The sequence below is a fragment of the Nocardiopsis nanhaiensis genome (assembly GCF_054778635.1).
Genome location: NZ_BAAGZJ010000037.1, coordinates 1 through 23,363, shown reverse-complemented (window position 1 = coordinate 23,363; position 23,363 = coordinate 1). Strand labels below are relative to the sequence as shown.

The following is a 23,363-nucleotide window of genomic DNA, read 5'->3' as shown; positions in this document are numbered from 1 at the left end:
CCGAAGGAGCCCTCGTATGAGCACCCCACGCACCGTCCGCGCGGACCGCGGCCTCACCCTGTCGGCCAAGGGCTGGCAGCAGGAGGCGGCCCTGCGCATGTTCCACAACAACCTCGACCCCGAGGTCGCCGAGCACCCCGAGGATCTGGTGGTCTACGGCGGTACCGGTAAGGCGGCGCGGGACTGGCGCAGCTTCGACCGGATCACCGCGTCCCTGCGCGACCTCGAGGGCGACGAGACGCTCCTGGTCCAGTCCGGACGGCCCGTGGGGATCATGCGCACCCACGAGTGGGCGCCCCGGGTCCTGCTAGCCAACAGCAACCTGGTGGGGGACTGGGCCAACTGGCCCGAGTTCCGCCGCCTGGAGGCGGAGGGCCTGACCATGTACGGGCAGATGACCGCCGGTTCGTGGATCTACATCGGTACCCAGGGCATCCTCCAGGGCACCTACGAGACCTTCGCGGCGGTCGCCGCCAAGTTGGGCTCGGGCGGACACGGTAACGGAACCCTGGCCGGGACCGTCACCCTCACCGCCGGGCTCGGCGGCATGGGCGGCGCCCAACCGCTGGCCGTCACCATGAACGACGGTGTGGCGATCGTGGTCGAGTGCGACGGCAGCCGGATCGACCGCCGGATCGAGCACCGCTACCTGGACGTGCGCGCCGAAAGCCTGGATGAGGCGCTCGACCTGGCCGTGCGCGCTCGCGACGAGCGCCGTCCGCTGTCCATCGGCCTCCTGGGCAACGCCGCCGACGTCTTCCCCGAACTCCTCTCCCGCGGCGCGCCGATCGACATCGTCACCGACCAGACCTCGGCCCACGACCCGCTCTCCTACCTGCCGGCCGGCGTGGCGTTCGGCGACTGGAAGGACCTGGCCGCGGCCAAGCCGGAGGAGTTCACCGCCCGCGCCCGCGAGTCCATGGCCGCACACGTCGAGGCGATGGTCGGCTTCATGGACGCCGGGGCCGAAGTGTTCGACTACGGCAACTCCATCCGCGACGAAGCCCGTGAGGGCGGGTTCACGCGCGCCTTCGACTTCCCCGGTTTCGTGCCCGCCTACATCCGCCCCCTCTTCTGCGAGGGCAAGGGCCCGTTCCGCTGGGCCGCCCTGTCCGGCGACCCCGCCGACATCGCCCGCACCGACCAGGCCGTCCTCGACCTGTTCCCGGACAACGCCCACCTGGCCCGGTGGATCCGCATGGCCCAGGAGCGGGTCGCCTTCCAAGGCCTGCCCGCCCGCATCTGCTGGCTGGGCCAGGGCGAACGCGCCGCCGCCGGGCAGAAATTCAACGAGCTGGTGGCCTCCGGGGAGATCTCCGCGCCCCTGGCGATCGGCCGCGACCACCTGGACACCGGTTCGGTGGCCTCGCCCTACCGCGAGACCGAGGGGATGAAGGACGGCTCGGACGCCATCGCCGACTGGCCACTCCTCAACGCCCTGGTCAACACCGCCTCCGGCGCCTCCTGGGTGTCCGTCCACCACGGCGGCGGCGTGGGCATGGGCCGTTCCCTCCACGCCGGCCAGGTCAGCGTCGCCGACGGCACCGAGCTGGCCGCCGCCAAGCTGGACCGGGTCCTGACCAACGACCCCGCCACGGGCGTCGTCCGCCACGTCGACGCCGGGTACGAGGAAGCCGAGCGCGTCGCCGACGCCCACGGCATCCGCGTCCCGATGAGGGAGGGCGAGTGACCTTCGACCGGCTCTGGGCCGACCTGGCCCCCGTCGGACGCTCCGAGGACAGCGGCGGCTACCACCGGTACACCTGGGCGGGCGCCGACACCGATGCCCGCGCCTGGTTCACCGAGGCGGCCGCCGCCCGCGGCCTCGACACGCGGACCGACCGAAACGGCAACCTGTGGGCCTGGTGGGGCGCCCCCGGCCCCGGCGCCGTCGCCACCGGATCCCACCTGGACTCGGTGCCCGACGGAGGGGCCTTCGACGGCCCGCTCGGGGTGGCCAGCGCCCTGGCCGCCGTGGACGAACTCCGGTCGCGCGGGTTCACGCCCGCGCGGCCGCTGGCCCTGGGGGTGTTCGTCGAGGAGGAGGGCGGCCGGTTCGGCGTACCCTGTCTGGGCAGCCGCCTGGCCACCGGGGGGATCAGCCCCGAGCGCGCCCGGAACCTCACCGACGCCTCGGGTACCACCTGGGAGCGGGCCATGGCGGGTGCGGGCCTGGACCCCGAGGGGATCGGCGCCGATCCGGAACTCCTCCGGCTCTTCGACGTGTTCGTCGAACTGCACGTGGAGCAGGGGAGGGCCTTGGAGGACACCGGGCACGCGGTCGGTGTGGCCGGCGCGATCTGGCCGCACGGGCGCTGGCGGATCGATTTCACCGGACGCGCAGACCACGCGGGCACCACACGCCTGGACGACCGCAACGACCCCATGCTGCCGTTCGCGCACACCGTCCTGGCGGCCCGTGCCCTGGCCGAGACACACGACGCACGGGCCACCGTCGCCAAGAGCCACGTCACCCCCAACGGCACCAACGCGATCCCCTCACTCGTCAGCGCTTGGCTGGACGCCCGCGCCGCCGACGACGCGACGCTGTCCGCGGTGGTGGAGGGCGTGCGCGAAACCGCCGAGCGTACCTCCCGCGACCACGGCGTCTCCCACACCATGGCGGCGGAGTCCACCACGCCCTTGGTGGAGTTCTCCCACGACCTACGCGACCGCTTGGGCACGGTCGTGGGCGCCCGCGCCGCCGAGTCGGCCGGTCCGGTCCCGGTCCTGCCCACCGGTGCCGGACACGACGCGGGCGTGCTCTCCGCGCACGTGCCCACGGCGATGCTGTACGTGCGAAACCCGACCGGGGTGTCGCACTCACCGGAGGAGTGGGCGCGGCCGGAGGACCGGCACGCCGGGGTCACCGCCCTGGCCGACGTCCTCCAGGACCTGCTGGCCGTCCAGGGAGGGGATTCGTGAACGCACGACCGCCGTACGGGGAGCGCCGCTACTGGTGCGAGTGGGCGTGGCTGGGCGGCGACGCCCCCGAACCCGGGGTGCTCCTGTCCGTTGACGCCTCCGGTCGCCTGGCCTCGGTCACGGCCGGAGGCGCGCCCCCGGCCGACGCCGAACGCCTCACCGGACTCACCCTCCCGGGCCTGGCCAACGCGCACTCGCACGCGTTCCACCGGGCGCTGCGCGGCCGCACCCACAACGGCGGCGGTTCCTTCTGGACCTGGCGCGAGGCGATGTACCGGGCCGCCGAGCGCCTCGGCCCGGACTCCTACCACCGCCTCGCCCGGGCCGCCTTCGCGGAGATGGCCCTGGCCGGAGTGACCTGCGTGGGCGAGTTCCACTACCTGCACCACGGGCCCGGCGGCCACCGCTACAGCGACCCCAACGCCATGGGCCAGGCTCTGGTCGCGGCCGCCGCCGATGCCGGGGTCCGTATGACCCTGCTGGACGTGTGCTACCTGGCCGGCGGGCTCGGTGAGGACGGGAAACACCTGCCCCTGTCCGGTCCACAACTGCGCTTCGGCGACGACACCGTCGGGGCCTGGGCCGACCGGGTCTCCGCGTTCGCGCCCGAGGGGGAGCACGCCCGGGTCGGGGCGGCCGCGCACTCGGTCCGCGCGGTCCCCGTCGCTGACCTGCCCGAGGTGGCGCGGTTCGCCGACGCGGGGGAGCTGCCCCTGCACGTCCACGTCTCCGAGCAGCCCGCCGAGAACGCCGCCTGCCTGGCCGCCCACGGGCTCACGCCCGTGCGGGTCCTGGCCGAGGCGGGTGCGCTCACCGAACGCACCACCCTGGTGCACGCCACCCATCTCACCGACGCCGACGTGGTCACCATCCGCGACCACGGCTCCGCGGTGTGCCTGTGCCCGACCACCGAACGCGATCTCGCCGACGGCCTGCCGCGTACCGGCGACCTCGTGTCCGCACCCCAGCGCGTTCCGTTGAGCCTGGGCACCGACCAGCACGCCCAGCTCGACCTGTTCGAGGAAGCCAGGGCCGTCGAACTGCACGAACGCCTGCGCACCCACCGCAGGGGCACCCTGGGCAGCGCCGCACTGCTGCGCGCCGCCAGCACCGCGGGGCACACCGGCCTGGGGTGGCACGACGCCGGCGCCCTGCTCCCAGGGGCCCGTGCGGACCTGGTCAACGTGGCCTTGGACGGCGTGCGCCTGGCCGGGGCCGACCCCGGACGCGCCACCGACGCCGTGGTCTTCGCCGCGGCCGCCACCGACGTGCGCCACGTGATGGCGGACGGCAAGTGGACCGTCCGCGACGGCGTCCACACCCGCTTGCCCGACACCGCCCGTGAACTCGACGCCGCGATCAAGGAGCTGCTGTGACCGAGCCCTGGAACCACACCGAATCGGCTGCCCCAGTACCCGGGACGATCCTCGTGGACGACATCGGAACCCTGGTCACCAACGACCCGGCCCTGGGGGAGGGGTCGCTTGGTGAGATCGCCGACGCCGCCCTCGTGGTGGAGGGCGGACGGGTGGCCTGGGCGGGCCCCCGCGACCGGGCGCCCGCCGCCGACGCCCGTGTGGACGCCGCGGGGAGGTGCGTCCTGCCCGGCTTCGTCGACAGCCACTCCCACATCGTCTTCGCCGGTGACCGCAGCCGGGAGTTCGCCGCCCGGATGAGCGGCCAGCCCTACTCCGCGGGCGGTATCCGCACCACGGTCGCCGCCACTCGCGAGGCCACCGACGCCGAACTCCTCGACGGCGCCCGCCGGTTCGTCCGCGAGGCGCACGGGCAGGGGACCACCACCCTGGAGGTGAAGTCGGGGTACGGACTCACCGTCGCCCACGAACAGCGCTCCCTGGAGGTGGCGGGCCGCGTCACCGACGAGGTCACCTACCTCGGCGCACACATCGTCGCCCCCGAGTACGCCGACGACCCCGCGGCCTACGTGGACCTGGTCACCGGGCCCATGCTCGACGCCTGCGCGCCGCACGCCCGCTGGGTGGACGTGTTCTGCGAGCGCGGTGCCTTCGGCGAAGAGGCTTCCAGGCGGGTGCTCACCGCGGGGATGGAACGGGGCCTGCTGGCCCGCGTGCACGGAAACCAGTTGGGCGACGGGCCCGGGGTCCGGCTGGCGGTGGAGTTGGGGGCGGCCTCGGCCGACCACTGCACCTACCTGACCGCTGAGGACGTCGACGCCCTCGCGCAGGCCGCCAAGCGCCCAGAGCCGACGGTCGCCACCCTGCTGCCCGGGGTGGACTTCTCCACCCGACAGCCCTACCCGGACGCCCGCGCGCTCATCGATGCCGGGGCCTTGGTCGCCCTGGCCAGCGACTGCAACCCCGGCTCCTGCTTCACGTCGAGCCTGGCGTTCTGCATCGCGGTGGGGGTGCGCGACATGGGGATGACCCCGGACGAGGCCGTCTGGGCTGCCACCAAGGGCGGAGCCACCGCGCTGCGCCGCACCGATGTGGGGCACCTGGCCCCGGGCGCCCGTGCCGACCTCACCCTGCTCAACGCCCCGAACCACGTGTACCTGGCCTACCGCCCCGGGGTTCCGCAGGTGGCGGCGGTGTGGAAGGACGGGGCGCTGGTCTCCGGCCGGCCGTAGGTCCCGGGCGGCCAGCCGGTGCAGACCCCAGGCGGCGGGCCGGATGTTGCCTCCCGGGGTGGCCTTCGGCCCGCGGGGCGGAATCGAGGGGCCCCTGCTGCCGCCACCGCGTCCGGGCATAGCCTGGCGCTGGTCGATGGCAACGCGGGATCGGATGGGAATCAGGTATGAGGTACACGGCAATGGTCGGGATCGCGGCCGCGGCGGCGCTGGCCCTCACGGCGTGCGGCACCTCCGAACCGGAGGAGAGCGTCCCCGCCTCGGCTTCGGGTGAGGAGCTGTTGGCCGAGCACGGCCTCGACGGCCTCGACGCCGTGGAGATCGTCGACCACCTCGATCTCATGCCCGTGGCGGAGCGGCCCACCGACCTCGTGGCCTCGGTGCAGGCCGACACTCTCGTGCTCTCCGACACGGATGACGGCCAGGAGGCCGAACTCGACCTGCCCGAGGACCAGTTCTACCTCTCCATGGCGCCGTACGTGGACCACACCCACGAGTGCTTCAACCACAACCTCACCTCGTGCCTGGGCGAGCTGCGCGACGAGGAGATCGCCGTGACCATCACCGACGACTCCGACGACTCGGTACTGGTAGAGGAGACCGGGCCGACCTTCGACAACGGCTTCGCCGGGTACTGGCTGCCCAGCGACATCGACGCGACCGTCACCGTCGAGTACGAAGGCCGCTCCGGCAGTACCCAGGTCTCCACCGGGGCGGACGACCCCACCTGCCTGACCACGCTCGAACTGGCCTGAGGGCCGCCTCCCGCGTCCCGGACCAGTACACGGCCTAGTGCCGCGAACCGACACGTACCGCCCAGGCCCGCTCGGAGAGCCTGCGGGCGGCCCGGCGGAGCATGGCGCGCACCACGAGGGGGTGCAGGGGGCGGACCACGGCCCAGTACAGTCGGCCGCGCCCGTTGTGCAGGCGTACCACCGTGGTGAGCGTGACTGCGTCTCGGTGGTCCCCGTCCTCTTCTCCGCCCCCGCCTTCCCGGCTGTCCGTGTCGACGAGGACCGAGACGCGAAAGTCCAGGTGACCGGAGTCGGTACCCAGAAGGACCTCCCCCGGGCGGGAGCGGACCGTGTCGAAAGCGGCGCGCCCGCCGCGTTCGATGCCCACCAGACCCACCAGCGCCTCGCGCAGCAGGAGCAGGCCGAGGACCCACCGGGGCGGGTCGCGGAAGATCGCGTCCGCCCACTCCTGGGGCTCGGTGCTCACTCCGGGCCAGTGCTCCACGGAGAAGGCGTCGGTGTGGGCCGGATCGTCGAAGGCCGTGCGGGCGAGCCGGGCCGTGTCCGGGGCCGTGCGCGCCCAGACGGGCGGCGGATCCGCTCGGCGCAGGAGGCGGACCCAGCGCGACCAGGGACGGGGACGAGGGCGGCGTGCCGTCGAGGCGTGCTCGGCGTTGTCGAGCAGGTCCTCGACCATGGCGTCGTGGATCGGGCGGATCGCCAGGGGCCACAGCAGACGCGTCGTGCCGAGCGCTACCGCCTCGGCGTGGTGGCGCAGGAGGGTGTTCCCGTCGGGGAGGCGTTCGACCACGAGCTCGTGGTAACCGCGGAACCCCGCCTCCGGGTGGAAGGTGAACCGCACCCTGTGCCCGGATTCGTGCTCGCTCACCCGGTAGAGGACCGGGCCGTGCCCGCCGTCGGCGCCGACCGACAGGGTTCGGTCGAGCCGCATCGGTTCCCAGGCCGGGCTGGGCCACAGCCGGTCCCTCGGGCCTCCGAGTGCGTCGACGAGCTCGCCCACGACCTCGGCGGGCGCGGCGATGACCCGTTGGTGTGTGTTGCGGACGAGTCCCATGGCGACCTCCGTCAGCCTCACCATACGCAACCGTATGGTTCGTTTCCATACGGTACCGTACGGACATGGCCGACGAGAAGACCCGAAGACGACTCACCTCCCGGGACTGGGCCCGCGCGGCCCTGGCGGCGATCAGTGAAGGCGGTCTGAGTGCCGTGGCGGTCGAGCCGATCGCGGCCCGGCTGTGCGCGACCAAGGGGAGTTTCTACTGGCACTTCGCCAACCGCGACGCGCTGATAGCGGCGGCGCTGGACCTGTGGGAGCGGGAACACACCGAGGCCGTGGTCGCACGCGTGGAGGCCGAGCCGGACGCCCGGGCCAAGCTCCGGCGGCTGTTCACCGACGTGACCGTCGGGGCAGCCAGGACGGCGGAGAACCGGATCGAGGTCGCTCTGCTCGCGACCGCCGCACACCCGCTGGTCGCCCCCACCATCTCGCGGATCACTGAGCGCCGGATCGCCTACGTCGCGGCACTCTACGAGGAGCTGGGGGTGACACCCGGCCGGGCGCGGAGTCAGGCCCTGCTCGCCTTCACCGCCTGGCTGGGGTACACACAGCTCGTCCACGCGACCCCTGAGGCGCTGCCCGAAGGCGAAGGGGCCGCGGCCTACATCCGCTTCGTGCTGGACGAGGCCGTGACCCCGGAGGGCCTCACGGGCGACGCACGGTGAGGGCCCGGTACTGCCGGACGTTTCCGAACGGCACACCGAACTCAACGGGCGCCTAACCTTCGCGAAACCTCGAAACCCCACAGTGGGAACCACGTCGGTGCGCGCCCCTCCGCCGCGGCACAGAGTCGTGGCGCGGCGGAGGGAGCACCAGCTTCCCGAAGGGGGTTCGCTCGTGAGCCTGTGGCGTATCCGTACGGCGGTCGAGGACCGTCCCGGCAGCCTCGCGGGGGTCGTCGGCACACTCGCCGAACACGGCGGGAACATCGTGGGGCTGTCCATCCACACCGACGTCTCCGGTGTGGTCGACGAGTTCGTCGTGGACATCCCCGGCAACCACGGAGCCGCCGTCCGGGCACTGGCCGAACAGTGCCCGGACGGCAAGGTGACGGCCGTCGCCGCCCAGAGGCGCGAGGTCGGCGACGACGTCACCCGGGCCCTGCTGCTCACCGCGCGGCTGCGCGCCCACCCGAACCGCCTCCCCGAGGCCCTGGCCGAACTCCTGCTCGCCGACGACGCCCGGTGGACCAACCTCACCGCCGACGACGTGGCCCCGGGTACCTCCATGCTGGTCCCGGTCGGACCGCTGCGCGGGGTCCTGGTCAGTCGCGGGTCGCACCCCTTCACGTGGACCGAGTCCAGTCGGGCCGAGGCCTTGGTGCGCTCGGTGATGCCCTCCACCGGGCCGGTGCCCACCGACCGCACCGTCCGTACCACCGAGGGCTTGGGGCTCTCCCTCCGCCAGGTCCACGAGACCGACGCTCCAGCCCTGAGCGACCTGCACCGCCGCTGCTCGCCGGACACGCTGCGCAACCGCTACTTCGCGGGGATCCGTGAACTCGGCCCGCACATGCTGAGGGTGTTCTGCGACGCCGAACGCGGCCTGACCATCGCGGTACGCCCGCACGGCCGGGAAGAACCGGTGGCGCTGGGCCACCTGATGTACACGCTGGACCCCGGGGTGGGCGAGATCGCCTTCCTGGTGGAGGACGCCTGGCAGGGGCACGGGGTGGGCACAGCCCTGACCCGCGCGCTCACGGTCATCGCCGCCGACTGGGGCCTGGCCGAGGTGCGGGCCGAGACCACGCTCGCCAACGCCGGGATGCTGCGGATCATGCGCCGGTTCGGGGCCTCCGTCCAGACCCAGGAGGGTGTGTACGTGCACGCCCGGCTACCGGTCGCGGAGGCGGTCCAGGCCGGACTCGGTACGCGGAACCGGCGCGGCGGGCAGGTGGCACGCCTGATGGGCCGCCCCTGAGGACGGCCGAACGGGGGCGGCGGCCATAAACGCGGGGGTCGGCGGCCACTGGGGGTGTCGCCGACCCCCGTTTCGCGGTGACGCGATGAGGCCGTCGCTCGCAGGCCCCGAGGGGCTGCGAGGGCGGGTTATCTACTTGTCGTCGGAGCCGGAGCCGGAGTCGGTGGCGGAGTCCTCGGAGCCGCTGGCACCCTCGGGCGTGTCGGACTTCTCGGCGGTGGCGGGCGCGGCCTTCTTGGTGGCGCGGCGCTTCTTCACCGGTCGGGAGTAGTCGACCAGGGGCTCGAAGCGGGTCTCGTGCTCCTTGAAGCACTCCTCGCAGGCGTCGACCTCGCGGACGGAGCCCTCCCAGGCGAACTGGATGACCTCAGTCGCCTCGACCTTCTCCTCGCGGACGGCGTGGGGATCGCAGTACTTGCGCGTGAAGACCTCGGTGACCACGGCGGGGATTTCCCTTCGGTATCGCGTGAACAGTGCGGACCCCTAATCATACACGTGTACGAAAGCGGAAACAGGTGATGAGCCGGATTTCCGTCATGGGTGCGGGGTTGTCACGAAGCCTAGCGAAGTCCAAGGGGTCGCCGCGCCGTCGTGTGCGGCGTGTGACCTGGGCGACCAGGCGGCCCGATCGGAGGGCGGCCGCTGTGGCCCCGGTCGCGGTGCGTGCGGGGAAATGGGTCGGTCTGTCATCCGAGAATGGCCTTCGTCCTTTTTTCAGTTTCCGGTCACCCTATTGGTGTCAGCCGATTTGTGTATTTGGTGAACACGGCGCCCGGCCCGTCGTTAGTGTGTTGGCCATCCCGGGGTCGAGGGTCTTTCCAGACGAAGGGGACCACTCGGGGAAAACCGGCCGACGCGCTTTTGGTGGCGCGCGCCGAAGGACAGCCGGAGGCCGTGGGGGAGCGGATCCGGTGCAGCGAATGCCGACCCCGCGTGTGCGGGGCGGATCCGTGTTCAGGGGGAAGTCCGTGGTCGAGTACATGGAAGGCACGTCCAGAAGGCGTGGCCACCGTTCGGGGGAAACCCCCCGAACCGCCGGGGGGAGGTCAGCGCGGATACGCGCGGAGGCCGATATGGCACACGCCTGCGAGCGCATGTCGGTCGACCCGCGTTTCGTGAAACTCCGAAAGAGGTTCGCGCTTCAAGCGGGGGTGCTGATCGGCGCCTTCCTGCTCAGTTACGTGTCCTATCTGCTCCTTACCGCCTACGCGCGCGATTTCATGAGCGTGCGGATCGCGGAGTCCGTCAACGTCGCCTTGGTGATGGGTATCGGACAGTTCCTGCTCACTTTCGTGCTCGCCTGGGCGTTCGGCAGATTCTCCACGCGCTCCATCGACCCCTTGGCCGCGGAGATCCGTGACCGGGCCGAAGACGAGAGCACGATCGACGGGCGGGTGATCGGCTGATGGCCCCCCAACACCTGGGAACCGGTCTCGACGTGGGCAGCGCGCTCGGCGGGCAGTTCGGTGTAGCGCACGCCTGGACCATCGGGCTGTGCGCCCTGTTCGTCCTGGTCACCCTGGGCATCACCGTCCGGGCGCGGCGCACCACCAAGGGCGCCGTCGACTTCTACGCGGGCGGCCGCGAGTTCTCGAGCACCCAGAACGGCCTCGCCCTCACCGGTGACTACCTGTCCGCCGCGTCCTTTCTCGGGATCGCCGGCATCATCGCCCTCCAGGGCTACGACGGCTTCCTGTACTCCATCGGCTTCCTCGTGGCATGGCTCCTCGTCCTGCCGATGGCCCAGCTGATGCGCAACACCGGCCGCTTCACCATGGCCGACCTGCCCGCCTTCCGGATGCGACGCATGCGGGTACGCCTGGCCTGCACCGTCTCCACCGTCACCGTGTGCGTCTTCTACCTGGTGGCGCAGATGGTGGGCGCGGGCGCCCTGGTCGCGGTCCTACTCGGGCTGCACGACGGCGGTACCTTCCTGGGGCTGAGCGCGGGCCAGGCCCGGACCGGAGCGATCGTCCTCGTGGGCGTCCTGATGATCGTCTACGTCATGTACGGCGGGATGAAGGCCGCGACCTGGTTGCAGATCATCAAGGCTGTGGCGCTGCTGGGCGCCACCGGTCTGCTCACCGTGATGGTCATGGCCCTGTTCTCCTTCGACCCGCGGGCCCTGCTGGGCGGTGCGGCCGAAGCCAGCGGACACGGCCAGGCCTTCCTCGAACCCGGACTGCGCTTCGGCGTGGAGGTGCCCGAAGACGCGGCACAGACCTTCTTCAACAAGATGGACCTGATCAGCCTGGGGCTGGCTTTGGTCCTGGGTACGGTCGCGCTGCCGCACATCCTCATCCGCTTCTACACGGTGACCGACGGCCGTGCGGCCCGCACCTCCGTCAACCGGACCATCGTCATGGTCGGCGCCTTCTACCTCATGACGCTCGCCCTGGGTTTCGGCGCCGCAGCGCTGGTGGGCTCGGAGCGCATCATGTCCCTGGACCCGTCGGGCAACACCGCGGTGCCGATGCTCGCCGAGGAACTCGGCCGCATGTTCGCCGGTCCGGTGGGTGCCGCCGTGCTGCTCGCGCTGATCTCCGCCGTGGCTCTGGCCACCATCCTCGCGGTCATCGCCAGCCTCACCCTGGCCTCGTCGTCGTCGATCGCGCACGACCTGTTCGGCCACATCCTCATGTGGGGCCGCCCGCGCGAGTCCCAGGAAGTGAGCGTGGCCCGCTTCTCCGCATGCCTGATCGGCGCGGTCTCCATCATCCTGGCCGTGCAGGCCCAGGAACAGAACGTCGCCTTCCTCGTGGGGCTGGCCTTCGCCATCGCGGCCGCCGCCAACCTCCCGGTCATCGTCCTCACCATGTTCTGGCGCCGCTTCAACACCAAGGGCGTGGAGTGGGGGATCTACGGCGGGCTGTCCGCGACCATGCTGCTGATGCTGTTCTCCCCGGTGATGTCGGGCAAGGTCGACCCGGTCACCGGAGAGAACCTGTCGGTGCTGCCCACGTGGATCGACATCCAGTACTTCCCGATGGAGAACCCCGCCCTGGTCGCGGTGCCGGTCGGCTTCGCCTGCGCGATCGTGGGCAGCCTGCTCTCCCCGGAACGCAACAGCGCACGATTCACCGAACTCCGGGTGCGCTCGCTCACGGGCTGGGGCGCCGACCGCGACTGAGCCGCGCCCCGGGCAGGGGAGGTTCAGCGCCCCGGCGGCCGATGGCCGCGTCCAGGCCGTCCGGGGCCCCGTCGGTTCGGGCCGTCACGCTGGTGCGGCTCAGGTGCCGCATCTCGTTGAGGGTCCCGCTCTCCACCACGCGGCCGCTGCGGATGATCGAGACGTGGTCGGCCAGCGCCTCCACCTGGGCCAGGATGTGGCTGGAGAGCAGTAAGGTGCACCCGGCCTCGCGGACGCACACCTGGAACACCGATTCCATGAGCGGGTCCAGCCCGGCCGTTGGCTCGTCCAGCAGGAGCAGCTCAACGTCGGAGGCGAGCGCGGCGATGAGCGCGACCTTCTGCCGGTTGCCTTAGGAGTAGGTGCGGCCTTCTTGGTCGGGTCCGAAGCGCTCGCACAGCGCGTCCCGGCGGCGGTCGAAGCTGTCCCGCAGCCGGGCGAACAGGTCGATGGACTCGCCGCCGGTGGGCGCGGGCCACAGCTCCACGTCGCTGGGCACGTAGGCCAGCCTCCGGTGCAGTTCCACTGCGTGTTTCCACGGGTCGTCGTCGAACAGCTGTACCAGGTCGGCGTCCGCGTGCTGAAGACTGAGCAGTACCCGGATGGTCGTCGACTTCCCCATAGTCGTTTTGTGGCGCATATTGGAGATATGACCCCTCACAGCGCACCCCACCAGGACCGTAAGGACGTCGATTACTGCCGGATCTCGCTGGACAAGACCGGCGCGGCCGATGGCGTGGACTCCCAGCACGAGGAGAACGCCGACTTCGCCCAGGACATGGACCGTCCCCTGTCCGGCCACTACGAGGACAACGACCTGTCCGCCTTCACCGGGGTGGAGCGCCCCGATTACCAGCGTTTGCGCGCCGACATGGCCGCTGACCAGATCGCGTCGGTGACCTTCTGGCACGCCAACCGCCTGCACCGCGAGATTGAGGAAGCGGTCGCTTTCATGAAGTTGGCGATCAAGCACCGCGTGCGTCTGTTCTCCTTCTCCAAGGGTGGGGAGTACAACCTCAACCGGCCCGCCGGTCGTGAGGCGTTCCTGTCCGACACCCTCAAAGGGCAACTGGAGAGCGAGGAGCGCGGCGACCGGGTCGCGTTGGCGCGTAAGCGTCAAGCCCGCCACGGCACGTTCGGTGGCGGGGTGCGCCCCTACGGGTTCGGGGTGGACACCGGCCGCGTACGCAGCGTGTGCGTCAACCCCAAAGCACCCCCGATGGAACGCGTGTGGGAAGACCGCCCGGTGCTGGACATGAGTAAGGCCCGCGCCGACGAGAAGGCCGAGATCCGCAAGTGGGCCGATGACCTCCTTGACGGGGTCTCCGAGCGTCAGGTGTTGGCTGACATGCGCAAGCGCGGGGTGCTCACGGTCTCGCAGAAGGACGGGCGGGTGTTGCGCCGTAACGGCCAAGTGATCGAATCGGCCGGGTGGAACGTTCGGACCTTGAAGAACATCCTCACCTCGCCCCGGGTGAGCGGGCATGCCCACCGCAAGGGCCAGATCACCAAACGCGGTGCCTATGAGCAGATCCTTCCCGATGACGTGCGCGAAGCTCTCATCACGCTGTTCTCGGACCCCACACGCAAGAAGTCCCCGGGCAACACGCCCAAGTGGTTGGGCTCGCTGATCTACCTGTGCGGGGACTGTGACAACGGGGAAGCGACGATGACGGTGCGCCGCAATCAGGCGGGGGTGCCGGTCTACCGGTGCCGGGACAAGGGCCACTGCTCCCGACCCGCGCACGCCTTGGATGCGGTGGTGACCACCACCGTCATCAAGCGGTTGGCGCGCGCCGATGTGGCGGAGTTGATCACCCAGACTCCTGAGGTGGACGTGGCCGAACTGCGCAGCGAGGCGGCGGTGTTGGATCAGCGCAAGCAACAGGCCGCGTTGCAGTTCGCGGACGGGACCATTGACGCCGCCCAGCTGGCCACCATCACCACCACGATCGGGCGCAAACTCACCCAGGTTCAGGGGGAGCTCTCGGCGGCTGCGAAGCGTTCCCCGTTGGTGGACTTCATCGGCGTCCAGGACGCCCGCAAGGTGTGGGAAGGGCTGACGTTGGGGCGCAAGCGTGAGGTGCTGCGGGCGGTGTTCACCATCACCCCGCGCCCGTTGGGGCAAGGGCGGGGCGCGGTGGCCCCGCATGAGCGCGTTGACTTCGCACCACCCACACCACCGGCGCAGGTCGCAGCGTAGACCGCTCCACGCGCAAAGGGGTCCGCACCCGGTGGGGGTGCGGACCCGCGTGTGTTCACTTGTGGGATGGGTCATGGCGGTAGGGCGGGTTCAGGAGCCGTCGCAGACGCTCGCGCTGTTCGGTGGTGAGTTCGGGCATACGGGCCACGACCTCATCGGCGTAGGCGTCGATCTGTTCGGCCACGGTGGGCTCAACGGTGGTGGCGGGCGCGGGTTCGCTCTGAGCAGGGGTGACGGTCGCGGTCGTATCGGGTGAGGTGTCGGGGTGCCTTTCCGGTCGGGGTGGTGGCGCGGCCAGGGTGGGTGCTCCTTCCATGGTGTCCGGCGTTGGTCAGGGTCGTTGGCGGGACAGAGCAGTCAACGGGGTACGCACGTGCGGTCGGCCGCTCCCCAAAAGCCGCCAGACGGCCCGATTCGGGGTCTCAGCAAGGGAAAGGTGGGTCGTGACCACCGGCAGCGCGAGAGCGCCCTCCGGGCGTTCCAGCGCGCTACGGGCGTTGTCCTCCCGGCGCGGGGTGGGGAAGACGAACAGCACCCACGGCAGCGGCCCCCGGGCCTCTATGGCCAGGTCCGCATAGCGTTCGATCTTGGTCGTGAGTTGGCGGTGGGTCTGGGTGCCGGTGTCCCATTCCAGGACGAACTCCACCGCCACACCGTCCTGCTTCCAGCGGCCGTAGCCGTCCGGGCGCGGCACACCCCCCTCCCACGGTGCCCGGTGCAGCTCCTCCAACACAGCGAACGCCTTCGCGGCGTTGTGCCAGCGGCCCAACTCCGCACGACCATCCCCGGTGCGGGCGGCCCAGATCAGGGCGGTGAAGAACCCGTTCGCGCCCACCCGGTGGGACAGGTGGGTGCTGTGCGCGATGGCCAACTGGCGATCCCGGCGCACCCGCACCCGGTCCACATCCTCGCCGTGGTCGGCCGCCACGACGTGTGCGCCTGCGGTGTCCATGACGTAGTGCCAGGGTGCGGAGCCCCGGTCCAGGCAGGGGCGGAACCGAGCCACCAACCCCAACCCGGTCAGGGTGCGCATCCGTTGCACCGCCCGGCTGTGGCTGGTGAACGCCGCCTGTGCGATCTGGGGTGTGGTCAGAACCCGGTGGGTGTGGAGCAGGGACAGGATGCGGTGGTCGCGGTCGGTCAGGTGCCCGGCCAGACGCAACAGGTGAGCGCCGTCAACGCGGCGTGGTGTGTGGTCCATCAGGTGCGTCTCGCTCTCCCTTCGGATGGTTCGGCCTATTGGTTACGGTCGGGGTGGGAAAAATGTCCCCCTACCTATCAAGATGATCGAGGGGTCCGTTTTCGCTCATCCGCACCACAAAGCAGGGGACAAAGTGACAGCAGAGGTGAATGGGGAACGAGAGGTGAAGAAGAAGGAGGTGGGTGGATCGGGGGAGAACCGGTCGAAGATCGGTGGTCGATCCTTCTCCACCCCCGACCGCCGGTGTCCGCCCCCACAAAATCTGTTCCTCTCTTCGTTCGGAGGAAGGGTTTTCGCGTCCCTCACCCGCCGAGGGCTCCCCCTCCCCGACCAGGAACGGGACATGCGCACACCCCAGCGGATGAGAAGAGCACCCACATACGCCCACCGGTCCATCGGGGGATCGACGGACCGATCAGCGCAAGCAAAAAAGTGCCCTCACCTATCCAAAGGAACGAGAACGCCGATATCGCTCATTGCTCCACGAATGCGCAGGTCACAGAGTTGGCCTACGACAAGCCCGACAGCCATCGCGGTGGATGCTCCTCGGGAGTGTGCGAGGGGAGCATCCACCCTTGGTTGCGAACGAGCACCCCGAACGGGACCACCGCGCACACAGAAAAGGTGGTGGGGTGCGTACGCACCCCACCACCCCTTGAGGGTTGTGCTGGTCAGGTCACCACACCGGACGATTCCACCACCCGAACGGTGGTCGTCGTGGTGGTGGCCAGATCATCCAGTCCGCCTCCCTCACCGTCGCTACCGGACCAGGACACCGACCACGTGATCCTCACCGAAACCGTCATGTCGTTGCCGGTGCTGGTGTAGGTGTGTCCGCAGTCAGGGGAGGCCGATGCCGCGTCGTGCCGGGCGGGGGTCGTAGGCGGTGCCGGGCCTCTGGCAAGTGATGGTCGCACTGTCGCCCATCGACCACCGTGCGGTGGTCGGTGTTGCCGTGCCGGTGACCGACCCGCCCGGCACGGTTGCCGTTGCCTGCTGTTCCTGCCACTGGTCGGCATCGATCCACAGCCGCACCGGGACCTGTACCAGCACCGGCGTATCCGGGCCGGGGGACATGGAGATGTCCGGGGAGGGCAGTTGGAACGAAGCGCGAGCGTTGTGCGCGAGCGTGGTCAGATCAACCCCGCCCTCATCGGCATCACCACCAGGGGATGCCGATCCGGCGGTGACCGTTGCCGAGCACAGTGAGGTGAACATGCCGTCTTCGCACTCGGCTTGGACCGGTGCCGTTCCACTACCGCCACCGGTGCCGTTGTTGCCGCCGGTGCCGGGAGTGTTCGGGGTTGCGGGGTTGGTCTGCTCCGACTCCACCACCACCTCACAGCCTGGTTGGTTGGAATCGCTACAGTTGGTGCGTCCGAAAAAGGAGTCATCCGCCCATGTCGGAGCGGTCACAAGGAGTAGTGCTGACGCCAAGGGCTCTGCTCACCAACCCTTTCAACATGTGCCGGCCTCCTGCGTATGGAAACCACCTATGACAACAAGAAGCCCTTGGTGGGTGGGTTAACGACTAAGAAAATCTGCCACACTAGAGGCTCTGATGCTGTTTTAAACTGGTGTGCTGGAACGGAGGGGTTCGTAGAAGTCATTCTTCGATTCTGAACCGACCGAATGACCTCCATGTGGACATGACTTGCTCGGCCATGTTCGTGGCCTCTTTCTTTGAATGGCCCTGTGATTTAAACTGCTTCGTCAGGCTTCTGGCCCAAATTTTAGGCCAATCATCCTTGAATTCAGTATTTGGAATCTCCACCAGTATTTTTGCTTTGTCTAGTTGCTGCGAAACGGTGTCTCCTGGCTGGCCACCTTGAATGTAGGCCAGTTGCGATGTGATGATCTGGTCTACTACTCCGCCTGTTTCTTTGACATCGAATTCGATGTCGATCGTAACCTCTGTTGGTCTTTTGAAGACGATCCTTAGGCCAACCTTATCGGCACCTGACCTGCTCCACCAGAAATTTACATCGCCAGGTCCGGTGTGCTTATGTATGCGAATGAGCTCTGCTATATCTGGGCGCGAAGAGGTGTCGATAACAAGCGCTGGCACCACTCTCCCGTGACCCGTTCCTGCTGAAGCTATTCCAGAGGACGCTATCAGCCGAACCGGGTGGGTTTTTATCCTAGTCTTCTTCAATTTCCTCATCCTTTCCGGTTTTCTTGAGTGCGACTGATATCGATCCAACCTCGGTCACGCGGCCCAGTGAATCTTCTAGTTTGATCGTGTAGTCCTCGATCTGATATCCCTTCACGATATCGTAAGGAATGAGAAAAGCTAGGTGTACAATTTTCGCTTCGCCTGCTGGAAGAGGCATGGGGAATCGCGTAGGCTCGTCCTCGAAATTGTCTTCCGTGATCTGGCCCCGCTCTAGTTGGGAAATATCGACAGAAAATATCTCGCCTTTGCCGTTGGAATAGCGGACTTTGAGTGCCGCTCGCGCTATTGAGTTGCTTACTGTAGAAGGGTTTCGAGCAAGGATTTTATAGAGCATCAAATCTCCCAGATCGACCTTTTTTCGGGCTCCGATTCCCAGCTCGCTGTCGATGGGGAGATTCGCACGAACATCCTGACTCAGGGAAAGGTTGTATGCTTTCCTTGCTATTCGAGTTCCCCGATAGGCGAATAGCATAGATATCATGGAGATAGCAGCCGATACAACTGCCACGATGACGGCAGGTTCCTGGTTTATTGCAATCATCTCCCTTCCTGTATTGGGGATGACGGGACGTGACTATCTGACAGATGTCGTGGTTGCCTGACTTGACCTGGACCGAGTCACCTCCCCATCATGATTGTAGCGAACGACTGGGCAACGTGGAATGTTGACGTGGATCTCTGATGAGCGGTTGACATTACCAGGGAGTACGGTTGCTAAATCGCAGAGGTTTCTAGGTAGTTTATAGTGATCAATAACCTCAGCGTTAGTCAAATAAAGGAACTTCCGCTGAAGACAAAGGTGGAAATCAGCTCGGGCTCCCGAGATTTTATACAATCCAATAGGCATCCTAGGGGAAACATACTAGTAACCCCGATTGGGATGACCAGAATGCCTTGTCGGAGTACAATGCTTCCATGGACATGTCAGATAAACTTCTAGCCTCAGCTCAGAGGTGGGCGGCTAGTTCACTCGATTCCTACATGCAAACACCACCCGACAATGATTTCTCTGTGCACCATATGGGTGTTGCGGTAGAACATGTGTCCAAGGCATACTTGTGCTCCGTCTCAGTCGTGCTTCTCACGCCAGATAAGCCTTCAATTGATGATCTTCTGGTTCTTGGTGGCCATGAAGATAAGGCAAGGAAGTCTATATCTGAAATTAGAACAGTTATGGGTGAGGCTGCAATTAATAGGACCGCAGTGCTATTAAAGAATAAAAGGGTCAGTTCTGAGCAAGTCCAAAAGCTTCGGGAGGCGAGAAACGGGATCACCCACCTTGGCGTCTGGAATCAAGATTCACGCCCCAAGGAGCTTCTTGCGGCAGGAATTACCTACATCAACGAGATTCTGACAGCCTTGTCGCGGTCAGAACTATGGTTCTGGAAGCGCCACACTGAACTAATCCGAAAACTTCTTGTCGAGGCTGAGTCGGAACTTGAACTGCGCTATCAAGAAAAACTGCAGCGCGCCCGAGAAAATTTCTGGTCGAAAGTGGGATCCCTCTCTGAGAGCCAGAAAGATTCGGTTATCGCTTCGCTTGAGCAGTTGCCAGTTTCAAGCCGCTGGCATATGTCAATACCAACTCGTTGCCCAGCATGTGAATCTCTTGGTATTGCCACTGGCCGCGAACACCTTGCCGAGTTCGGTGCTTGGTTTGGGCCTCGCCACTTTGCTTGTCGCGTATGTGATCTGGAATTAGAGGGATTCGAACTCCAACTTGCGAATATTGACGCACATGCCATCGATGATATCGATGGCGATCCAGATTGGGAACCAGACTTTGATTCGATGTGAAGCAAGAAGAATTTGGAGTCTAAGAATTTCAGAGTAGAATTCTGTTAGTATTTGTGCAGCTCCTGCTGTGCATTTCCTTGCCAGTGAGACGCTTTTTCATCCTAAAGATTCGGGGCGCAGCGCTGTTCCTTCAGGATCAAAAAGCTCAATGGGGCTGATCAGAGCGCGTGTTTTCCGCGTTTAAGTAGTTGCGTCAAGGGTTTCGCTCGTCAGTATCGAGCGAAACCCTTTCGCAAGTGACTATTACGAGTTCAGGACGGTTACTGGAACTTCTGCTTGACCAACGAGGGCCCCGGGAAGTCGGCCGGGACGGCGTCCATGTACACCTCGTTGACCCGCTGACCCAGCCACATGTTGGAGTCGCGGCGGATGCCCTGCCTGGTGAACCCGGCCTTCTCATAGGCGCGGATCGCTCCGGCGTTGGGTTCGAGCACCGTCAACCACACACACGCCATGTTGGCCACGTGAAAAGCCCAGTCCAACACCAGGCGGGTCGCCTCGGTTCCGATGCCGCGCCCGTGGTGGTCAGGGTCCATGGACACGATGTACTCGGCGTTGCCCCGCGCGGTGTCCATGGCGAGCTTGGCCACCCCCACCGGGGCGGGGTCGGCCTGGGTCAGGTCGTAAATGGTGAAGCGGGGTTCGTCGCTGCTATCACCGTCGATGAGAATCGCCCGAGTGGTGCGCACAGGCTGCGGGCTCTGCCGGTTGTAGCCGACGATCGTGCTGATCTGCTGATCCAACCGCCAGTAGGTGTCCAACAGGTCTTCGCGGATCGGCCCGAGTCCGGCGACGTCGCCGCGCAGCCAGATCCAAGGGGTGTCCTCACTCATGGGTGTTCCTCATTCGTCTGGGAAGTGATGGTCTCAAGCGTGGTGCACCTCAGGGTGCTCACCGGCTCGCCCACGGGGGTGCCGGTGACCGAGACCCATGCGTGCAACACGATCGGGTCGCAGCGCACCCCGTGGTGCCAGGAGACCGACCGCCCTTGCAAGGTCAGGGCCACGACCGTGGCCACCGATGATTCCAGGCATGCCATACGCCAGGGCACGAAACCCCAGTACCGCACCGCGTTCACAGTCTCCGCCGCAACGGCGGTCGATGCCGGACGCCGGGCCCAGGCGCAGGCCCAGCGCACCACGGCGAGCATTCGACGCATCCGCTTCCTGCGCGCCCCGATACGAGCGGCGATCGACATCACCGCCACTCCCAAAGCCGCGGTGAACAGCGCGCGCCTACCGGGCCGCGGTACGGGCTCCCACGCCAAGGAGACTTCGTGGGTACTCCACGACGGCTCCCACCCGATGCGGGGAACCGGAGCGACGGCACTGGTGCGAGCCCACTCCTGGGCCGCTGTCGGGGACAGAAGTCGGGCCCGGCCGTTGTCGTAGTCCACGATCAGCAACCACCCCAGGTCCAAGGCGCACGCCCGCTCAACTGTGTGCATGAGCTGCCTCCGTCCACTCCACGGGGGCCAGCGCCTTCCACCACGCCTCAAAGGCCACGATGCGCTCAACCGGCCCCAGGTCACCCGCACCCGCCGCGAGCGCGCCAAGCCGCACTTGAATGCTTCGCGCGTCGATCAGCCCGACCGTGGCCAGGTGTCCGTCAACGAGCGCGCTCACCTGGGGCAGTGCGCGACGCAATCCCTCGAAGTGGTCGGCACTGGTGGTCGCCTTGGTGGTTCTGCGCAGCAGCGCCGGGGGCAACAGATCAGCCATCGCCGCTTTCAGAACGGGCTTGTACCGGGCGGGCTCGGGCATCTCCCGCAACTCCATCGACAGGTAGGCGTCGATCACCTGTGAATCGAAGAACGGGTTTTCCAGTCGCACCCCACAGGTGGCGGCCAACTCCACGTCCGCGCGCGCGGAGCGGGCACTGTGGATGAGCGTTGCCAACATCGTGTGGTGGGTGCGGCTTGGCAGGTCCAACCCGGTGGACGCTGGCGAAGTGCGGCCGTGTGCGAACGCCTGTCCCAGGGACATGCACCGCACCTGAGCGAATCGTGAGGCCGCCCCTACGGTCCGGAGAGGGCGTGTGGCGATCATCTCCCAGAAGTAGACCGCAGGGGTCAAGAGCAGAGCATCACCCCCGTCTCCCGTCATGTGGACGGTGGAACCGTGCTCGGCCAACCAGCGCAGGTGATCACGCAAGCTCGGTAAGGACACCGCGCTCACGGCGGGTTCGTCCAAGGGCACTAACCGCAGATCTCCGTAGGGAGCGTGGGTGTGGTCGCGGCCGATCCACGCGTGGACGATCCCGGAGGAGCGGATGGCACCACGGATGTAGTCCATGTCCGCGCCGGTCGTGATCCCCTCCGGGTGGAGCGTCGTCGCGGTGATGGTGCGCGACTGCGGTTCCAGTCGGCGCGCGGCCAGCAGGCCCAGCGTCGTGGAGTCCAGACCGCCGGAAAAGTCACACGTGGGGGTAGGGAACCGATCTACCCGCACAGCCACAGCCCTTTCAAGAACCCGACGCAGACGCAGCGCTACAGGCACCGGCGAGAGGCGAGGTTTCCACACGGGGACTGCCGACCACGAGCCCCAATTCAAACGGATACGGTGCCCAGCGGGCAACCGTTCGATCCCGGCGAACAGGGAATGGGAAATCGGCCTCCCTTCAACGAATCCCTTGACCGCCTCATAATCCAATTCCACGGGATCACTCAATGAGGCCAGAGCTCGGGCGCTGGTGGACCAGTGAAATCCGTCACGGTCGTGATAAACGTAGATCGGGAATGCGCCCAGGCTGGTCCAAAGAGTGACGTTTCCTTTTTCAACGTGAACGACGATATAAGCACCGGGCCAACGCCATGCCACATTATCTGGGACACCCGCTGCGAGTGTTCTGGCGACCTCTTCACGGGTGGCGCCGTACAACCCAAGGATGACAGCAGAACCGGTTGTTGTTGCGGTGACGACGGGTGAGTCCTCTTCGGGTGTCATCCACACAGCGGGAGCCTCTGGCACAGGGCGGGTTCTCACAGGGATTCTGTTGCAGAGTGGTGCGGTTGTTCCTCCGAACACGGTTTTCCCTATCTTGTGGAAGGGGTGCCCCCGAGGAAGGACACCCCTTGTGTGACGAACAGAGAAGCGGCTAGTTGTAGATCTTGCGCTTGTCCTCGTTCTCCGACTTGCCCTCACCCAGGGTCAGGTCGGCGACATCCCCGAGGTCGAGAACGACGTCCCCGGCCTCCTCACACATGACAAGCGGAGTTGTCTGCATTCGCTTCTTCCTTTCGTGCGTTGAGAGTCTGCCCCCGGTTGGGGCAGGAATACCGCACGCCGGTCGGCATACGGAGCTTTGTGAGTCATTCGGGAAGGGCGATGCGGACCGTACTTCCCTCTTGGCTTCCAGTAACGATTTACGTGGCGTCGGCTCCCACGACGAGCGTGACCATCTCCTTCTCACGCCAGATCGCATCGGAAATGCGCACGCAGGGCGTACGCAACGCCGTCTGGCCTGAGTTCACCCATTGGGCTTAGTGACCCCGATTGCCTCGAGGATCGTCTTCGCGTGCTCGGGGATCTTGGGCTCGAGGGTGAGTTCTTGACCGTTGATGTCGACGGTCGCTGAGCGGATGGTCCG

The 23,363-nt window shown here is 67.2% G+C and carries 25 protein-coding genes; 11 read left to right on the top strand and 14 right to left on the bottom strand.

Translation table 11 applies throughout. From position 1 onward, the window contains the following. Positions 1-16: 16 nt before the first annotated feature. The 5 genes from hutU to ACYVD1_RS18455 all read left to right on the top strand — a co-directional run bounded on the left by hutU (position 17) and on the right by ACYVD1_RS18455 (position 6,288). A complete protein-coding gene (gene hutU, locus ACYVD1_RS18475; protein ID WP_460774150.1) occupies positions 17-1,690 on the top strand; it encodes a urocanate hydratase in 1,674 nt (557 codons plus the stop codon). After that, positions 1,687-2,925: an allantoate amidohydrolase gene (locus tag ACYVD1_RS18470; RefSeq protein ID WP_460774148.1), complete on the top strand. Its 1,239-nt coding sequence runs from the start codon at positions 1,687-1,689 to the stop codon at positions 2,923-2,925. The genes hutU and ACYVD1_RS18470 overlap by 4 nt, the downstream gene beginning before the upstream one ends. Beyond that, positions 2,922-4,301, top strand: coding sequence for a formimidoylglutamate deiminase (locus ACYVD1_RS18465; protein ID WP_460774146.1), 1,380 nt, complete (start codon positions 2,922-2,924; stop codon positions 4,299-4,301). The genes ACYVD1_RS18470 and ACYVD1_RS18465 overlap by 4 nt, the downstream gene beginning before the upstream one ends. After that, positions 4,298-5,533 (top strand): imidazolonepropionase, encoded by a 1,236-nt coding sequence (gene hutI / locus ACYVD1_RS18460; RefSeq protein WP_460774144.1) that lies wholly within the window; start codon positions 4,298-4,300, stop codon positions 5,531-5,533. The genes ACYVD1_RS18465 and hutI overlap by 4 nt, the downstream gene beginning before the upstream one ends. Positions 5,534-5,700: 167 nt before the next feature. Beyond that, positions 5,701-6,288: a CueP family metal-binding protein gene (locus ACYVD1_RS18455; RefSeq protein ID WP_460774142.1), complete on the top strand. Its 588-nt coding sequence runs from the start codon at positions 5,701-5,703 to the stop codon at positions 6,286-6,288. Positions 6,289-6,322: 34 nt separating this feature from the next. Here the strand turns inward: ACYVD1_RS18455 and ACYVD1_RS18450 are convergent, their stop codons facing one another. Continuing rightward, a complete protein-coding gene (locus ACYVD1_RS18450; protein ID WP_460774140.1) occupies positions 6,323-7,366 on the bottom strand; it encodes a DUF2867 domain-containing protein in 1,044 nt (347 codons plus the stop codon). 41 nt (positions 7,367-7,407) lie between these two features. On the opposite strand from ACYVD1_RS18450, the gene ACYVD1_RS18445 reads away from it, so the two are divergent. Together ACYVD1_RS18445 and ACYVD1_RS18440 are read left to right on the top strand one after the other, a co-directional pair. Continuing rightward, positions 7,408-8,013, top strand: coding sequence for a TetR/AcrR family transcriptional regulator (locus ACYVD1_RS18445; protein WP_460774138.1), 606 nt, complete (start codon positions 7,408-7,410; stop codon positions 8,011-8,013). Between the two features lie 172 nt (positions 8,014-8,185). After that, positions 8,186-9,268, top strand: coding sequence for a GNAT family N-acetyltransferase (locus ACYVD1_RS18440; RefSeq protein WP_460774135.1), 1,083 nt, complete (start codon positions 8,186-8,188; stop codon positions 9,266-9,268). A gap of 132 nt (positions 9,269-9,400) precedes the next feature. On the opposite strand, the gene ACYVD1_RS18435 is transcribed toward ACYVD1_RS18440, so the two are convergent. Beyond that, the gene (locus ACYVD1_RS18435; RefSeq protein ID WP_460774133.1) at positions 9,401-9,709 is read right to left on the bottom strand and encodes a hypothetical protein; all 309 of its coding nucleotides are present in this window, start codon (positions 9,707-9,709) and stop codon (positions 9,401-9,403) included. 632 nt (positions 9,710-10,341) lie between these two features. Between ACYVD1_RS18435 and ACYVD1_RS18430 the strand changes: the two genes are divergently transcribed. Together ACYVD1_RS18430 and ACYVD1_RS18425 are read left to right on the top strand one after the other, a co-directional pair. Further along, positions 10,342-10,674 (top strand): DUF485 domain-containing protein, encoded by a 333-nt coding sequence (locus ACYVD1_RS18430; RefSeq protein ID WP_460774131.1) that lies wholly within the window; start codon positions 10,342-10,344, stop codon positions 10,672-10,674. Continuing rightward, positions 10,674-12,398, top strand: a complete 1,725-nt coding sequence (locus ACYVD1_RS18425) for a solute symporter family protein (RefSeq protein WP_460774129.1) — start codon at positions 10,674-10,676, stop codon at positions 12,396-12,398. The genes ACYVD1_RS18430 and ACYVD1_RS18425 overlap by 1 nt, the downstream gene beginning before the upstream one ends. On the opposite strand, the gene ACYVD1_RS18420 is transcribed toward ACYVD1_RS18425, so the two are convergent. Then, positions 12,370-12,657, bottom strand: a complete 288-nt coding sequence (locus tag ACYVD1_RS18420) for a hypothetical protein (protein ID WP_460774126.1) — start codon at positions 12,655-12,657, stop codon at positions 12,370-12,372. The genes ACYVD1_RS18425 and ACYVD1_RS18420 overlap by 29 nt on opposite strands. A 93-nt stretch (positions 12,658-12,750) precedes the next feature. Further along, complete coding sequence (locus ACYVD1_RS18415; protein ID WP_460774123.1) at positions 12,751-13,020, bottom strand: ATP-binding cassette domain-containing protein; 270 nt, start codon at positions 13,018-13,020, stop codon at positions 12,751-12,753. Between the two features lie 27 nt (positions 13,021-13,047). Between ACYVD1_RS18415 and ACYVD1_RS18410 the strand changes: the two genes are divergently transcribed. Then, complete coding sequence (locus ACYVD1_RS18410; RefSeq protein ID WP_460774120.1) at positions 13,048-14,601, top strand: recombinase family protein; 1,554 nt, start codon at positions 13,048-13,050, stop codon at positions 14,599-14,601. A 55-nt stretch (positions 14,602-14,656) separates the two neighbouring features. Here ACYVD1_RS18410 and ACYVD1_RS18405 read toward each other — a convergent pair whose 3' ends face one another. The 6 genes from ACYVD1_RS18405 to ACYVD1_RS18380 form a co-directional block, all read right to left on the bottom strand. Continuing rightward, positions 14,657-14,917, bottom strand: a complete 261-nt coding sequence (locus ACYVD1_RS18405) for a hypothetical protein (RefSeq protein WP_460774116.1) — start codon at positions 14,915-14,917, stop codon at positions 14,657-14,659. 15 nt (positions 14,918-14,932) lie between these two features. Next, positions 14,933-15,802: a replication-relaxation family protein gene (locus ACYVD1_RS18400; RefSeq protein WP_460774114.1), complete on the bottom strand. Its 870-nt coding sequence runs from the start codon at positions 15,800-15,802 to the stop codon at positions 14,933-14,935. Between the two features lie 671 nt (positions 15,803-16,473). Continuing rightward, positions 16,474-16,608, bottom strand: coding sequence for a hypothetical protein (locus ACYVD1_RS18395; RefSeq protein WP_460774112.1), 135 nt, complete (start codon positions 16,606-16,608; stop codon positions 16,474-16,476). Positions 16,609-16,642: 34 nt separating this feature from the next. Beyond that, the gene (locus ACYVD1_RS18390) at positions 16,643-17,134 is read right to left on the bottom strand and encodes a hypothetical protein (protein ID WP_460774110.1); all 492 of its coding nucleotides are present in this window, start codon (positions 17,132-17,134) and stop codon (positions 16,643-16,645) included. A gap of 274 nt (positions 17,135-17,408) precedes the next feature. After that, complete coding sequence (locus ACYVD1_RS18385; RefSeq protein WP_460774107.1) at positions 17,409-17,957, bottom strand: hypothetical protein; 549 nt, start codon at positions 17,955-17,957, stop codon at positions 17,409-17,411. Continuing rightward, positions 17,944-18,519 carry a hypothetical protein gene (locus tag ACYVD1_RS18380; protein WP_460774104.1) on the bottom strand — a complete coding sequence of 192 codons (576 nt, stop codon included), beginning with the start codon at positions 18,517-18,519 and terminating at the stop codon, positions 17,944-17,946. Before ACYVD1_RS18380 ends, ACYVD1_RS18385 begins: the two co-directional genes overlap by 14 nt. Positions 18,520-18,893: 374 nt before the next feature. On the opposite strand from ACYVD1_RS18380, the gene ACYVD1_RS18375 reads away from it, so the two are divergent. Continuing rightward, the gene (locus tag ACYVD1_RS18375) at positions 18,894-19,775 is read left to right on the top strand and encodes an LIM domain-containing protein (RefSeq protein WP_460774100.1); all 882 of its coding nucleotides are present in this window, start codon (positions 18,894-18,896) and stop codon (positions 19,773-19,775) included. Between the two features lie 260 nt (positions 19,776-20,035). Here ACYVD1_RS18375 and ACYVD1_RS18370 read toward each other — a convergent pair whose 3' ends face one another. From ACYVD1_RS18370 to ACYVD1_RS18355, 4 genes are all read right to left on the bottom strand, one after another. Beyond that, the gene (locus tag ACYVD1_RS18370) at positions 20,036-20,608 is read right to left on the bottom strand and encodes a GNAT family N-acetyltransferase (RefSeq protein ID WP_460774098.1); all 573 of its coding nucleotides are present in this window, start codon (positions 20,606-20,608) and stop codon (positions 20,036-20,038) included. Then, the gene (locus tag ACYVD1_RS18365; protein ID WP_460774096.1) at positions 20,605-21,222 is read right to left on the bottom strand and encodes a lasso peptide biosynthesis B2 protein; all 618 of its coding nucleotides are present in this window, start codon (positions 21,220-21,222) and stop codon (positions 20,605-20,607) included. The genes ACYVD1_RS18370 and ACYVD1_RS18365 overlap by 4 nt, the downstream gene beginning before the upstream one ends. Beyond that, complete coding sequence (locus ACYVD1_RS18360) at positions 21,209-22,720, bottom strand: albusnodin/ikarugamycin family macrolactam cyclase (RefSeq protein ID WP_460774093.1); 1,512 nt, start codon at positions 22,718-22,720, stop codon at positions 21,209-21,211. The genes ACYVD1_RS18365 and ACYVD1_RS18360 overlap by 14 nt, the downstream gene beginning before the upstream one ends. Before the next feature lie 151 nt (positions 22,721-22,871). Continuing rightward, entirely contained in the window at positions 22,872-23,000 is a 129-nt protein-coding gene (locus tag ACYVD1_RS18355) for an albusnodin family lasso peptide (protein ID WP_460774089.1), read from the bottom strand. Positions 23,001-23,363 lie beyond the last annotated feature (363 nt).